Raw genomic sequence first — 14,782 nt, 5'->3', positions numbered from 1 at the left:
CGTATTTAACATAAATTTTGGAATATGAAGGAGGATTGATCGATCGGCCAATCAAAAACAGATGAATTGCTTGTAAAAGGAGTACCTAATACGCCAATGGCCAATTTTGCCTAAATAGGAGAGAAGAGAATGACAATAGCTGCGATTGCAATAAGTTTTTTGTTGAAGGATTTGATTTTAGTGTTTTTATCGGTCTTAAGTTATGGCAATGTTGTCAGCTATGATATTTAATTATGGACTTGACAAACCTCCAGAATATTTCCGTCAGTATCGTGAATGGTAAAGTATGTCGCAACATGATCATTAATAATTTCACCAACAGCTATACCATTTAGTTTTAGCCTTTGATGTGCCAAATTTGCATCAGAAGTACGAAAAATAGGATAAGAGGCGGTATTGGGATTTAACACAATCTTTTCCTGTGTTTCCCAAATTGTCAGGCTAGTAGGGCTAAAAGTATCCAGAACAACCAACTTTAGTTTTTTGTCCTCATGAATATTTTTAAACCCAAGCTTTTCGGTGTACCAGGATTTAGCTTTTTCAATGTCCGATACTCTTAAAATCACGGTATCTATTCCTTGTAAAAAGTGATTCTCCATTACTTATTTATTGTTTATTATCTCATTGCTTTACTATTACAGATAACGTTTTAAGGCCAAGATTTTTTTAAATGACTTATATCCAACGATTACTGAAACAAGTTCAGTACTAGAAATGAAGTTATTTCATTTTTCAGTTTTATATAGAAAATCGGCCGCAGTAGAACTCATCTTTTTATAATCGTGTCCTACATTCGGGACTACCTCTATTTTCCAACCAAACTCCTTTCCCAGTTGTGTGGCAATCTCTTTGGATGTGGCATAAAAATATTTTCCACGCTCAAATCTGAACAAACCTTGTTGGTCCATTTCGGGGGTATGTCTTAAGTCTCCCCTAGTTTCGTTGGCATCATCCTTTTCTCCCAAAAAAAGTATCAGATTGGAGCTGAAATCTATGTCAATGGCCGATGTAACACCATTTTTAAGTCCATACGGGAATTCAACCCTATCCGTCGGAACCGTGTACCAACCAGAGTTTGATGCCAAAATCCTATTTGCCTTATTCTCGGGTTTAAATATTGCAAGCCTATGCAATATTTGTCCTCCTGCAGAATGTCCAAACATATCATAGGTCTCTGTATCTAAATGGAGCTTTTCTTTGACCAAATCAAAAATTCGGTCAAAATCGTTGTAGATCCACTGCTCATGGTTGTGATTTACACTAAATCCAATCATAGCGGTTCTTTCTTGGTTGATTTTTACATCAGTAATCATCCCCGCCAAATTGTAACTCCAGAATTCAGGGTAATATTCCTCGGAATATTCAGGGGAGAGTACAAGCAAATTGTATTGTTCGGCTTTCTCGATCCAAGCATCTCGATAATCATCTCCATTTCTGCCAGCTCCGGGAATTACCATAATCACATTTGATCTAGGCGTGAAATTGGTGGGTTTATAGTAATGGACTGCTATTGTTTTTTCTTTTTGAAATCCGCCCTCTATTATAAAATTACCTGTACCTTTTTGAATATTTAATTCGTTTACCCTCGCCTTTTTATCTGGAACCAATCCACTCTTTTTGATGAGTTCCATATTACAGTGCGGGCAAGTTCCCGGTTCGGAAAAAGTCAATTCGTCACAAGATAAGTCACAAGGCGTACAAACAAATTCCTCTTTTTTGTTTTGACACGAAAGCAATATAAAAAAGAGTAAAGGGAATAGTAAATTTGATTTCATTGATTGATGATTTTTGAGAAACTTAAATATCAAAATTTGATATTATCTATAATCATTAATGTATCAATTTGAATTCGGAAAGTCTGAACGTTTTTTGGTCAGTGGAGGCCTTCCTTTCAAATGATTGTCGATCACATAATATTCGTACTCCGATATTCGCTTCGCTTTTATTTCTTTTTCTATGAGTTCTCGAACTTGTTTCCAATACTTTTTCGGGGCATGACGGAATATTATAGCTGTCCGAAACTTTTGATCACACCCCAAGCTTCTTCTTGTAACCCAACCATTCTCTTTTACAATTTTGATTAGCTCTTCGGTATTGGCAGCATCAATTTTTTCTTGCTTCTTTGCCAATAATTTATTTTCTGCCATTTTGGGCTTTATGTGATGGGACAATAATTTGAAAGATAAATGCTTAATTTTACCTTGTTCATGTTCAGGCAGAAGTTCAAAAGTCTGTTGGGTATAACCTTTGGCCTTAATGAGTGAGTCTAAAACCAATGGGTATACGTCTTTGATGTTTTGGTCGCTGCCTCTGTACTTTTGGCCAGCAATTGCCATTTCCTGAAGCTTTTTACATAGTTCAGGATTATTTACGTCATTATCAAACTTCGGACTTGAAATTTGAAAAAGGATTAGAGGTAATAGAATAAAGTGAAACATCATGTCAACTATTCGATTAATGAATTGCTTTAAAAAATCATTTGTCCAACTATAAACTACCTATACCCATCATTCAACCCAACACCCTCCTTGATCATGGGAAGTATTTTGGCCAACCGCCGGAGTTTGGTTTTCTCTTGTTTGGCTTCGGCAATGTATTCGTAGAATTCTTTTTGCTTGTAAGGCGTAAACTTTTTTAAAGCGGTTTTTAAAGCAGCATCCTTCGCCAGTTCGGCTTGTAGCAACTCTGGAATTTCAACTTTCTTGGTTTTCTCCGCTTTTACCTCCAGCCCCTTTTTTTGGTTTTCCAAAGCTTCAACCATATAGGCCAACACCATTTTTTCGTCAACTTCGTTCAAACTATGGAACTTCCAATGGCGCATGCCCTTGGTTTTGCCTTCCTGCGCATTTTCGAGCACTTTTTTGGAATCCGTTAAAAACACCCCATTAAAAAACCAAATCCCAAAATGCCCCTTGAACTTACAAATACCGAATACATTCTTTCCATTTAAGGTGTACACGGGAATACTCCATTTAAAATCTTCTTGGGCTTCTGTTTTTAAGGCGATTTCACGTAGAAAACCTATGCCCTCCCTGAACGGATGCTCCTTTTCGTAATAACCCTCTATTTTTTTGGATTTTCCCACAACTATCTGATTTGAATAGCAGTAAGTTCGCAAATTTTTACGATTACCTTCACCGCTTTCTCCATACTTTCCAAAGGAACGTACTCGTATTTACCATGAAAATTGTGTCCCCCGGCAAAAATATTGGGGCACGGTAGGCCCATAAAACTTAGCTGCGAACCATCCGTTCCCCCTCGAATGGGTTTTATAATGGGCTCTATTTGGAGCGATTTCATCGCTTCTTCGGCAATCTCCACAATATGGAACATGGGTTCTACTTTTTCCCGCATGTTTTTGTATTGGTCTTCAATCGTCAGGTTGATATATTCCCCATATTTTTTGTTGAGTTTTTCCTTGATGTCGTTCAATAAATCTTTCCTTGCCTCAAAATGGACCGCATCGTGGTCTCGGATAATGAGTTCTATCTCCGCCTGTTCAATTTCGCCCTTTATGTTGTGCACATGGAAAAAACCTTCTCTTCCCATGGTGTGTTCGGGAACCTCGCTAGGAGGGAGGTGGCTTAAAAAATCGTTGGCAATGCCAATGGCGTTGACCATTTTGTTCTTGGCGTAGCCCGGGTGCACACTTTTTCCCGTTATGGTGATTTTGGCCTTGGCCGCGTTGAAGTTTTCATATTCCAGTTCGCCCACTTGGCTACCGTCCACGGTGTAGGCCCATTCCGCCCCGAACTTTTTTACATCAAATTTGTGTGCACCGCGACCAATTTCTTCGTCTGGAGTAAAGGCAATCCGAATTTTACCGTGTTTGATCTCGGGGTGATTGATCAAGTATTCCATCGCCGTAATAATTTCTGCGATCCCCGCCTTGTCATCTGCGCCCAACAAAGTGGTCCCGTCTGTAGTAATCAAGGTTTGACCTTCGTAGGCTTTTAGGTCTTCAAAATAATCGGGAGACAATACAATGTTTTTCAACTTGTTCAGCACAATATCCTTTCCATCATAATTCTCAATAATCTGGGGCTTTACATTTCTGCCCGAAAAATCAGGGGAAGTATCAAAATGGGAAACAAAACCAATGGTGGGCACTTTTTTGTCCAAATTGCTGGGCAACGTAGCCATAATGTAGGCGTTCTCGTCAATGGAGACTTCTTGCATACCAATCTGATGCAGTTCCAACACCAATTTTTTGGCCAAGTCCCATTGCTTTTCCGTACTGGGTGTGGTTTTGGAATAGGGGTCGCTTTGTGTATCCGTGGTTACATATTCCAAAAATCGAGGTAATAATTTTTCCATGGTCAGTGTTTAGTTTTTTCAAAAATAATGCATATTCAAACGTAATTTTGCAAATCAAAGGCTTTAATAAGTATCTTTCCAAAACCATTAATAGCAACCTCAATTGAAAGCGGTAGTATTATTTCTTTTTTTGATTTTTGGGTTTTGCGGGTTTGCCCAAATGGATTGTATATTGGGTGTGGGCGGACGGGACAACGAAACCATAGCCAAGGTTTTTGAGTTGACAGAAGAGCAACAAGAGAACCTAAAGAATTGGAGTGCCGAGTTAAAAATCCGGAACGATTTTTTAAAGGATAAGGCAACATATCTGATGAAAAAGAACAAGGAAAGCTCTCCCGAGGTATTGATTACCGTTTCCAAGCAATATGCTACCATACTGGACAGCATGAAACAAAACGTGAGAATGATTGATAAAAGATTACTGACGAGCTTCAATAAGACCCAATACGAAAGGTATTTAAAATTATGTGGTCAGCTAAGCTTGCGTCCTATCCACATTAATAGGCCCGTTGACGAAAATTGACCGAATTGTTAAGAACTGTTTTAAGAGTTTTTATTTTTGTCCAAAATCCATTTTGAATGTATAAAATACTTATTCGCCCCGTACTTTTTTTGTTTGATGCAGAAACCGTGCACCACTTTTCCTTTTGGGCCATTAAGTTTTTTTCAAAACTGGGTTTAAGCCGTCTTTTTAGGAGATCCTTCATTTTGAACGACCCAAAACTGGAGCGCGAGGTTTTTGGCGTTAAGTTTAAAAACCCCGTAGGTCTTGCGGCTGGTTTTGATAAAAATGCCAGTCTTTACAACGAGTTCTCCGATTTTGGGTTCGGTTTTGTTGAAATAGGCACGGTAACCCCAAAGCCTCAACCTGGCAATCCAAAAAAACGGTTGTTTCGCCTACGCGAGGATAAAGCGATCATCAATCGAATGGGATTTAACAACAAAGGTGTTTTTGAAGCTGTGGAACAGTTAAAGAAGCCGCACCGTGTTATAGTTGGGGGAAATATCGGGAAGAACAAGGTAACGCCAAACAAAGATGCCATTAAGGATTACTTAATTTGCTTCGAAGCACTGTTCGAACACGTGGACTATTTTGTGGTAAACGTGAGTTCTCCCAATACCCCGGGGCTTCGGGAGCTTCAGGATAAGGAGCCTTTGACCAAATTGTTGAAAAAACTCAAAAGCCATAACAGTAAACTGGCGAAAGGTTCAAAACAGAAAGAGAAACCAATTTTACTTAAGATCGCTCCGGATTTGACCGATGATCAACTGTTGGACATCATAGAGATTGTTGCGGATACCAAAATTGATGGTGTAATCGCTACGAATACCACCATAGAAAGAAAAGGATTGAAGTCGCATTTGATTTTATCCGAAGAAAAGGGTGGTCTAAGTGGAAAACCGTTGACCAAACGAAGTACCGAGGTAATTCGTTTTTTATCTGAAAACAGCAGAAAGGCATTCCCGATTATTGGAGTGGGCGGTATACATTCGCCAGAAGATGCCTTGGAAAAACTGGAGGCAGGTGCCGATTTGGTACAACTCTACACCGGTTTTATTTACGAAGGCCCCGGACTTATCAAGAAAATAAACAAGGCCATTTTGGAAAAAATGGACTAAGGTTATATGCACAGTTTGTTTTTATTTCTGGAAACCGTTAATTACCCTATACTGATCGGGTTTTTGGTGTCATCGCTCGCTTTGGCCATTTCACCGGGACCGGACAATATTTTTGTACTTACCCAAAGCATCAGTAACGGAACAAAATCTGGTTTGGCGACGGTTTTTGGTTTGGTTTCGGGCTGTTTGGTGCATACAACCTTGCTTGCCTTTGGAGTCTCGGAAATCATTAAAAGGAGCGATGCATTATTTTTTGCCATCAAGCTTTTTGGTGCCTTATATCTTTTGTACTTGGCTTATCAAGTTTACCGTAGTGATGCATCCATCTTTCTGGATAAGGAAAATAAACCGGCCAAAACACCCATAAAGCTCTTTTGGACAGGTTTTACCATGAATGTGCTCAACCCCAAGGTCACCATCTTCTTTTTGGCCTTTTTTCCAGGATTTTTGTTTAGTGAAGAACTCAATACCGTAATTCAATTCTATATTTTAGGACTGCTTTTTATGCTTTCTGCCCTCATTGTTTTTGGCGCAATTGCAATACTTGCGGGTAAAATTTCCAAGTACTTGACCCGTCATCAAAACGCGGGCGTTTACCTCAAATGGGTGCAGATCGTTGTTTTTGTAGGGATTGCGGTTTATCTATTTCTATCGGATAAATAAGTGCTATTTTTACGGAAGCCTATGCCAAAAGTAAAACTCATAGAATGTCCACGGGATGCGATGCAGGGTATCAAAACCTTTATCCCTACACAAGAGAAGGTTAAATATATCCAATCCTTGTTGGGCTGCGGTTTTGACACCATCGACTTTGGAAGTTTTGTGTCGCCCAAGGCCATCCCTCAAATGCAGGATACCGCAGAAGTGTTGGCACGATTGGATTTATCAAGGACGCAAAGCAATCTTTTGGCCATTGTGGCCAATGTTCGTGGGGCGGAAGATGCTTGCAAACACGATGCGATTGATTATTTGGGGTTCCCTTTTTCCATTTCGGAAAACTTTCAGATGCGGAACACGCACAAGACCATTGACCAATCCGTGGAAACACTAAAAGGAATCTTGGAGTTCGCCGATGCCAATGGCAAGGAAGTGGTGACATACATTTCCATGGGGTTCGGAAATCCGTATGGCGACCCTTGGAATGTGGAAATTGTAGGGGAGTGGACAGAGAAACTGGCCGAGATGGGAACCAGGATCCTGTCGTTGTCGGATACCATCGGAAGTTCTACTCCAGAGGTGATCGAGTACCTGTTTTCCAATCTTATTCCCAAATACCCAGAAATTGAGTTTGGGGCCCATTTACATACTACGCCCACCAAATGGCACGAAAAAGTGGATGCTGCCTACAAGGCAGGTTGCCGCCGTTTTGATGGTGCCGTACAAGGTTTTGGCGGTTGCCCCATGGCAAAGGATGAACTTACGGGCAATATGCCCACCGAAAAAATGCTGTCCTATTTTACTGCAGAGAAAGCCGATACCGGTGTCAACTGGATGGTTTTTGAAGCGGCATTTAACAAGGCGACCGAGCTATTTTCGGTATACCACTAAAAAAGGCACCCGGGAGAGTGCCTTTATAGTCTAATTTTTCTACGAAAAAGAATCAATAACGAAGTTCGATTCCCGCATAAATCCCGAAGGGATGCCCTGGTCGAAGACCGGCAGGAACCCTCGAAACGGCATAGGTTTCATCCAGTAAGTTGATGATATTCGCAGTAAGGGCTATATGCTTGTTGAATCTGTAACGACCGCCAAGGTCCACAATAAAGTTGGACTCCACTTTCTCACTAGCTAAGATGGGCCCATTGCCTGCCTTGGTTCTAAACGCGCCATTATATCTTCCACTAAGGTTGATTTCAAAATTTTGATGCTCCAAGGATAGAGAGGCGTTGAACTGATGCTTGGCGATGTAGGGCATTTCATCGCCTGAATTAACTTCGCCCCAGATATCATTATTACTACCAAAACCGTTCAAAAACTCCGTGTCGGTCAGGGTGTAGCCAAAAGTAAAGGGTAATTGAAGGTTTTCGTTGTTTTCCAAAAAGTTATAGTTGAGCAACAACTCTATGCCCTGTACATGCACTTCTCCAGCATTGAACTGATCTAATGTGCCTGTACCGCCAGATGCTGCAAGGTCGCTTCCCAATAAATTGCTGTAATCGTTGTAGAAACCGACCAGCTCCCCAGAGACTCCTGCAAAGGAAAAACGGCTCCCTAATTCGTAATTGATACTTTCTTCAGGGTCTTCACCGGGTTGGTTGCTGGGTGGAGAGAATCCTTTGTGTACTCCACCAAATACGGAAAGTGTATTGAAATTATAATTGAACCCGATACCTGGAATAAACACGTCGACCTTGTTTCGTCGCTCCGAAATATCCGTGCCCTCGCGGGAGATGTCATCGGTACCGTAGTCCAATCGTTCCAAAGATATATTCTCGTAACGAAGTCCCGGGGTCAAGGTCAAATCGTTGATTTTTAGCTTATACATGGCGTAGGAAGCAAAGGCTCTTGCACTACTGATACGATTGGCATTGGTTCCGGGAATACCCGCATTGATCAATTGCATGTTCCCGTTCACCATGGCATAATCATCTATCCATTGAAAGCGATCTTCCTCATCATAATGGTAGCGTAATCCTATTTCCAAATCATGGTAGGTGTTCTCACCGCTCCAATGGTAGTCCAATTTGGTCTGCACCCCCGTTGATAAATAATCACGATTGTTGTTGCGTGCATTTAGAAAATCGTCACCATCACTGTTGGTGGTTCCTGTCACCAAATCAATGTAAGCATTAAACGTGGTAGGATTGCTGAATATGTTCCCAATTCCTTGGCGTTCCCCATCAACTGTAACATAGTCGACCTTATACCAATTACGGCTAAAATCGTTGTAATAACCAACAGTGGTAATTCGAAACTGATCGCTGAACTTTAAAGCATGAGTTCCCATGACCTGAAAGTGTTCGGTATTCATTTGATCGTTTTGGGAGCCTGCATAGCGACGGAAAGGGTCGGCATTAAAATCTTCTTGGGTTAATCCGAGGTAGGTTTCGTTGGATGTTTCGTCGGAATACTGGAATTTTATCTCAAACTCTTGCCCAAGTGGCGCTTCGGGATTGGTGTTGACCTTAAACTTGGCAACTAGATCATTTTTGTCAAAACCAGTGTTGTCTCCGTTTTCAAGGTTTTTGAACCCGTTGGAATTGTAATTGAGGTATTCCACGGCGTATCCGAAGTTTTTTTGGCTATCTCCAAGTTGTGCGTGGATACGGCCGCTTTGAAAACTTCCGTAGCTACTGTTCAGAAATATACCAAAGTTGTCTGGAATTTCAGTGGAAACCATATTGATGGCACCTCCCGTGGTATATGGTCCGTATTGAACCTGACTGCTCCCCTTCAATATTTCTACAGCTTGCATACGGGCTATAGTGGGAAAATAATAGGCGGATGGAGCACTGTAGGGAGCAGGTGCAATGAGGACACCGTCTTCCATCAATGTAATTTTGGAACTTCTTTCTGGGGATGTGCCCCTTAAACTAATGTTCGGTCTAAGGCCGAAACCATCCTCTTCGTAAATGTTAACCCCAGGAACGGAACGTAATGTACGGTTGATATCGGTATAGTTGAATTTTTTGATTTCTTCGGGAGAAAGGTAGTAAGAAGAGCCTGTCCTGTTCTTGGCGGCAAATTTGCTCCCAAAAATGACCTTGGCCGATAGCACCACTTCGTTCAATTGAATGGTCGATGAGTCGGTGGATATTTGATTTTGCTGTCCAGAAAGAATCAGGCAACTTAAAAGCGCAATAGTTAAGGATAGTCTGTACATAATTTTAATTAAGACTTATTATAAATAATATGTTAATTTGCGAGGCAAAAATATGTGCTTCCGTGAACAAAACAAAGGTTATTTAGAATAAATAAATATAAAGATGGATTTTTTCTTTCCGATACTACTTAAAAGCGACCTTTGTGGAATACTGTAATGAGATGCAAAATGAATAGGGAGACTATTCCATATTTGATTATTGAAAACCTCTGTTTTTATCATTTAGGCTTGGCCCACTTGTTACTATGGTAATTTATTTTTCCCAACAAGTTACAACAAGTACATTAAGTTAGTTCTCTATAAATTGATAAGCAATTTCCTTAGAAGATAGCAATTTCACCTTTTGTTTTTCTAAACGGAGCAGGCTTAATATTTCATTTACTTCTTCTTTGTTTACCAAAATAATAAAGTGCTTTTTTCCTACGGAAATAGGTATTTTACGTTGATGATTCCAATTTTTCAGCTGCTTTTCCCAATAAGGTATATCCAGTTGTTCTATGTATTCCCTCAAAGCTTCCAGTTCCCACTCGTAGAGTTCAAAACAGAGATTGTTATATATCAATTGGAATAATTTGCTGCGGTTGCAAAAAGTCAACACCCCATTTTTGGACCGGTTCATTACATTCAAATAGTTGCACATAAAAAAGAATTGAGTCATAAAGATAATAATTATATAGAATCATTCTAAATAATTGAAATGAATTTCCGAATAAGTGAGAAAATGTAATGTCGGCACAACGAGGTATTCAAATAAATTAGTGGTATATTTGCACGCAATTAATCCGTAATTGCAATGGAAGCTCACCAAAACAAAATTGTTGGAGAAGGACTTACTTATGACGACGTTCTTCTTGTGCCGGCATACTCCGAAGTACTTCCCAGAGAAGTAAACATTCAATCAAAATTTACCAAGAACATTACCATAAATGTGCCCATTGTTTCCGCGGCCATGGATACGGTAACCGAATCGCGTATGGCAATTGCCATGGCAAGGGAGGGTGGCATTGGTGTTCTTCACAAGAACATGACGATTGAGCAACAGGCGATCAAGGTTAGAAAGGTAAAGCGTGCAGAAAGCGGAATGATCATGGATCCCGTTACCCTTCCTTTGGAATCTGTGGTACGTGATGCCAAGGCCAGCATGAAAGAGCATAGTATTGGTGGAATCCCGATTGTGGATGACAATAAAAGGCTTATTGGTATTGTAACCAACCGCGACCTTCGTTTTGAGAAAAATGATGATAGGCCCATAGCCGATGTAATGACTTCCGAAAATTTGGTGACGGTGGCAGAAGGTACTTCGCTGCAACAGGCTGAGGTAATCCTACAGGAAAATAAAATTGAAAAACTACCAGTGATCAACGATAAGGAGGAACTTATTGGTTTGATTACTTTTAGGGATATTACCAAACTTTCCCAAAAACCCATTGCCAATAAAGATCAATACGGACGTTTGCGTGTAGCTGCTGCCATAGGGGTGACGGCCGACGCTGTTGATAGAGCCGGAGCATTGGTAAAGGCAGGTGTGGATGCCATAATTATTGATACGGCCCACGGACACACCAAAGGTGTGGTGAGTATTTTAAAAGAAGTGAAGAAGTCATTTCCAGAATTGGAAGTGGTGGTAGGCAACATTGCAACTGCCGAAGCTGCAAAATATTTGGTTGAAGCAGGTGCCGATGCCGTTAAAGTGGGAATTGGACCAGGCTCCATTTGCACCACTCGTGTTGTGGCAGGTGTTGGTTTTCCACAATTTTCCGCAGTTTTGGAGGTCTCTGCCGCATTAAAAGGAACAGGAATTCCTGTAATTGCCGATGGTGGTATCCGTTATACAGGAGATATTCCCAAGGCATTGGCAGCCGGAGCCGATACAGTGATGTTGGGCTCTTTGTTGGCAGGTACCAAAGAATCTCCGGGAGAAACCATTATTTACGAAGGCCGTAAGTTTAAGTCGTACCGTGGAATGGGCTCTGTGGAAGCTATGAAAAAAGGTAGTAAGGACCGCTATTTCCAAGATGTTGAGGACGATATCAAGAAATTGGTTCCAGAAGGCATTGTTGGCCGAGTGCCGTACAAAGGTGAACTGGAGGAAAGCATGCACCAATTTATTGGTGGTCTACGAGCTGGTATGGGCTATTGCGGAGCAGGCGATATTGAAACTTTGAAAAACAATGCCCGTTTTGTGAAGATTACATCAAGCGGTATCCACGAAAGTCACCCGCACAACGTGACCATCACCAAAGAAAGTCCGAATTATAGTAGGTGAATTTATAGTTCAAGGCAATTTTTCTCGGCTTAATTAAGTTGTATTGCTTTTCTGACAAAGATTTGTTATTCTTGTGAAGCTAATTCAACCTACTTTACTCTATGCTTAGAAAAGTTGTATTTTCCGCTTTTGCTATATTTCTTATGTTTTCTTGTAGTAGTGACTCTGACAATAATGAGGAACCAGTCGAAATTAATTTACCATCAATAAGTACTATTGCCGCTAGTTCCATTACCAGCACTTCAGCTGAAGTGGGAGGTAACGCTACGAATGACGGTGGAGGGACAATTACTGCGAAAGGTATTGTTTGGGGGACAGCTCCCAACCCGACTATTTCTGGGGACAAAACTACAAATGGTAAGAGTGAGGGAGAATTTAGTACGACTTTATCTGGTTTGAAGAGGGCGACCCAATATTATTTCAGATCTTATGCAAGTAACTCTGAAGGAACTGCCTACGGAAACGAAATGACATTTACTACCAATGCATCTTTGGCTGTTCTTTCTACCAATGAAATGACTGATATAAAGGATAGCTCTGCGATAAGTGGAGGGGTTATTTCTGATGATGGTGGAACAGAAATTATTTCCAAAGGTATATGCTGGGATACAAACGCCAATCCGACAATAGAAGATAATATAACTGAAGACGGAGAAGGTTCGGATGAGTTTGTCAGTGAATTAAATGGACTGTCGCCCAATACAGCGTATTTCGTTAGGGCTTATGTGGTGAATTCAGAAGGGGTTTCCTATGGTAATGAAATCACATTTACGACTAATCCGGCTTTAGCATCCTTAACAACTAAAGAAGTTACTGAATTAGGTCAAATTTCGGCAATTGGTGGAGGTGTTATTTCTTCCAATGGAGGAGCTGAAATTACATCCAGAGGGGTTTGTTGGAGCACTGATCCAAGCCCTACCATAGAAGATGATAATGCAGCTTTTGGTTCCGGAATAGGTGAGTATGAAATTACTTTACAGGATTTGACGCCCAATACCCAATATTATGTAAGAGCTTATGCTACCAATGAGGTGGGAACTGCCTATGGAAATGAAATATCTATCAGAACATTAGAAAGTTCAAATAATGTTTTTGATGGAGATATTGTTTTGCTGACCCAGCAAGAGGTAGATGAATTTGGTGCTTTTGGATATGATGAAATCACTGGGAGTTTGTCTATTGGCGGTTATATAAATGGTTTTGAACCAATAATTACAGATATAACAAATTTAAATGCTCTTTCTACGCTGGAAATTGTTGGTTCAAGTTTGGAAGTAATAAATAACGATAACTTATCGAACTTTGAAGGTCTGTTAAACATAAAGAGAATAGGGGGCGATATGAGAATTGTTTATAATGACATTGTCCTTAATATGGAAGGATTTGATAATCTCGTTTCTATTGGAGGAACTTTATTTGTCGGATATAATGACCTGCTTCAAAATGTTAAAGGATTTGATAGTTTATCTGATATTGAAGGTGACATACATTTCAATAAAAATAATGCTTTGACAAATTTTATAGGTTTTGAAAACATAACTGTGTTTAATAAAAATTTTCAAGTTGACCAAAATTTCAACGTTCAAAGTTTTGAGGGTTTGGAAGCATTGAAAGCCGTTAAAGGTGATTTTATTGCCACGTATGAGCCCATTACTAGCTTTGACGCACTTTCCAATCTTGAAAAAATTGATGGTGGTTTATATTTGACAGGCATGACTGAAATTGTAGGTTTTGATAATTTGATTTCAGTGGGGGGATTAGGTTTAGGTTTTACTAATGCTTTAGTGCGGATTGGAGGTTTTTCAAGTCTTGTGAGTATTGAGGGAAATATTACTTTTAGTGGTCAAAACTTGGAAGAAGTTAAGGGTTTTGAGAGTTTGGAAATTACCACAATAAGAGGAAACCTCTCAATTAGTAATACCAAATTACAGGAATTTGATATTCTGAATGGAATAACTCAAATAACAGGAAATCTAAATGTAAATCGTAATCAAGAATTATCAAACTTGAATAGTTTATCAAATATAATATCAATTGGTGGATTTTTTATGGCAGACATGAATACAAATCTTACGGATTATTGCTCTTTACAAAACTTACTAATAAGTGGAGGTTTAGTGGGTGATTTTATTGTAAGAGATAATGCCTATAATCCAACTGAACAGAATATTATAAACGGAAATTGCAGCAATTAAAGAAATTTACTTCCCAGCATAGCTTTGCCAATCTTTATCCTTGTAAATATTGTCGCCGAAGTATTTGGCAATCTGCATAAAGGGCTCTACCTGCTGATATCCAGGAACAGGAGAAAGCATATTCAATTGTTCGTCCAAGAAAACAACGGTAGGGTAGCTCATCTTACCCTGTAATAGTGCAGCTGCCAATTCATGGTAACCCCTTCTGCCAGACGGAACAAACTTGAATGTCTTGCCTTGGTACTCAATAGGGTCCTTGCCTTCAGCATCCATCTTTACCATGTAGAAATTCTCCTGCATGTATTTGGATACTTCGGGATGTTGAAACGTGTTTTTATCCATCTTTTTGCACCATCCGCACCAATCTGTATAGACGTCCACAAAGATTTTTTTGGGTTGGGCATCTGTTTTGGAAAGTTGTACGGCTTCCTCCCAAGAAATCCATTGAATATCTTGAGCTTGGGCGTTAAAGCCTATAAACACTATAAAAAGTAAGCTGATTTGGGTGTAAATTGAGCGCATAGTCTTGGTTTTTGACGTAATTGTCGTCATATCAATACA

General features: G+C 40.0%; 14 protein-coding genes. 6 read left to right on the top strand and 8 right to left on the bottom strand.

The annotated features are described in order from the left end of the window. Positions 1-227 precede the first annotated feature (227 nt). The 5 genes from AC13CS_RS05615 to pepT form a co-directional block, all read right to left on the bottom strand. Positions 228-599 (bottom strand): VOC family protein, encoded by a 372-nt coding sequence (locus AC13CS_RS05615; RefSeq protein WP_293168370.1) that lies wholly within the window; start codon positions 597-599, stop codon positions 228-230. A 126-nt stretch (positions 600-725) separates the two neighbouring features. Then, positions 726-1,775, bottom strand: coding sequence for a heavy metal-binding domain-containing protein (locus AC13CS_RS05610; protein WP_482888621.1), 1,050 nt, complete (start codon positions 1,773-1,775; stop codon positions 726-728). A 63-nt stretch (positions 1,776-1,838) separates the two neighbouring features. Next, positions 1,839-2,441 carry a hypothetical protein gene (locus tag AC13CS_RS05605; protein ID WP_482888620.1) on the bottom strand — a complete coding sequence of 201 codons (603 nt, stop codon included), beginning with the start codon at positions 2,439-2,441 and terminating at the stop codon, positions 1,839-1,841. A gap of 53 nt (positions 2,442-2,494) precedes the next feature. After that, positions 2,495-3,085: a YdeI/OmpD-associated family protein gene (locus AC13CS_RS05600; RefSeq protein WP_482888619.1), complete on the bottom strand. Its 591-nt coding sequence runs from the start codon at positions 3,083-3,085 to the stop codon at positions 2,495-2,497. 2 nt (positions 3,086-3,087) lie between these two features. Further along, positions 3,088-4,317: a peptidase T gene (gene pepT / locus AC13CS_RS05595; RefSeq protein WP_482888618.1), complete on the bottom strand. Its 1,230-nt coding sequence runs from the start codon at positions 4,315-4,317 to the stop codon at positions 3,088-3,090. Positions 4,318-4,420: 103 nt separating this feature from the next. On the opposite strand from pepT, the gene AC13CS_RS05590 reads away from it, so the two are divergent. From AC13CS_RS05590 to AC13CS_RS05575, 4 genes are read left to right on the top strand one after another with little or no spacing between them, the layout of a single operon-like run. Then, a complete protein-coding gene (locus tag AC13CS_RS05590) occupies positions 4,421-4,840 on the top strand; it encodes a hypothetical protein (RefSeq protein ID WP_482888617.1) in 420 nt (139 codons plus the stop codon). Between the two features lie 56 nt (positions 4,841-4,896). Further along, on the top strand, positions 4,897-5,937 hold the full coding sequence (locus AC13CS_RS05585; RefSeq protein WP_293168358.1) for a quinone-dependent dihydroorotate dehydrogenase: 1,041 nt from the start codon (positions 4,897-4,899) through the stop codon (positions 5,935-5,937). Positions 5,938-5,943: 6 nt separating this feature from the next. Next, positions 5,944-6,600, top strand: coding sequence for a LysE family translocator (locus tag AC13CS_RS05580; RefSeq protein WP_482888616.1), 657 nt, complete (start codon positions 5,944-5,946; stop codon positions 6,598-6,600). Between the two features lie 21 nt (positions 6,601-6,621). Continuing rightward, positions 6,622-7,485, top strand: a complete 864-nt coding sequence (locus tag AC13CS_RS05575) for a hydroxymethylglutaryl-CoA lyase (RefSeq protein ID WP_482888614.1) — start codon at positions 6,622-6,624, stop codon at positions 7,483-7,485. A 52-nt stretch (positions 7,486-7,537) separates the two neighbouring features. Here the strand turns inward: AC13CS_RS05575 and AC13CS_RS05570 are convergent, their stop codons facing one another. Both AC13CS_RS05570 and AC13CS_RS05565 read right to left on the bottom strand, forming a co-directional pair. Further along, positions 7,538-9,760: a TonB-dependent receptor family protein gene (locus AC13CS_RS05570; protein WP_482888613.1), complete on the bottom strand. Its 2,223-nt coding sequence runs from the start codon at positions 9,758-9,760 to the stop codon at positions 7,538-7,540. Positions 9,761-10,049: 289 nt separating this feature from the next. Further along, positions 10,050-10,400 carry a DUF6686 family protein gene (locus tag AC13CS_RS05565; RefSeq protein ID WP_482888612.1) on the bottom strand — a complete coding sequence of 117 codons (351 nt, stop codon included), beginning with the start codon at positions 10,398-10,400 and terminating at the stop codon, positions 10,050-10,052. A gap of 153 nt (positions 10,401-10,553) precedes the next feature. Between AC13CS_RS05565 and guaB the strand changes: the two genes are divergently transcribed. Beyond that, the gene (gene guaB / locus AC13CS_RS05560; protein ID WP_014031696.1) at positions 10,554-12,026 is read left to right on the top strand and encodes an IMP dehydrogenase; all 1,473 of its coding nucleotides are present in this window, start codon (positions 10,554-10,556) and stop codon (positions 12,024-12,026) included. 101 nt (positions 12,027-12,127) lie between these two features. After that, positions 12,128-14,221, top strand: coding sequence for a hypothetical protein (locus AC13CS_RS05555; RefSeq protein WP_482888611.1), 2,094 nt, complete (start codon positions 12,128-12,130; stop codon positions 14,219-14,221). 6 nt (positions 14,222-14,227) lie between these two features. On the opposite strand, the gene AC13CS_RS05550 is transcribed toward AC13CS_RS05555, so the two are convergent. Next, positions 14,228-14,743 carry a DUF255 domain-containing protein gene (locus AC13CS_RS05550; RefSeq protein ID WP_293168348.1) on the bottom strand — a complete coding sequence of 172 codons (516 nt, stop codon included), beginning with the start codon at positions 14,741-14,743 and terminating at the stop codon, positions 14,228-14,230. Positions 14,744-14,782: the final 39 nt, after the last annotated feature.

This window comes from Flagellimonas sp. B-3, assembly GCF_056857835.1.
Note: the sequence above shows the minus strand (reverse complement) of the source record. Positions and strands in the feature narration are given on the sequence as shown.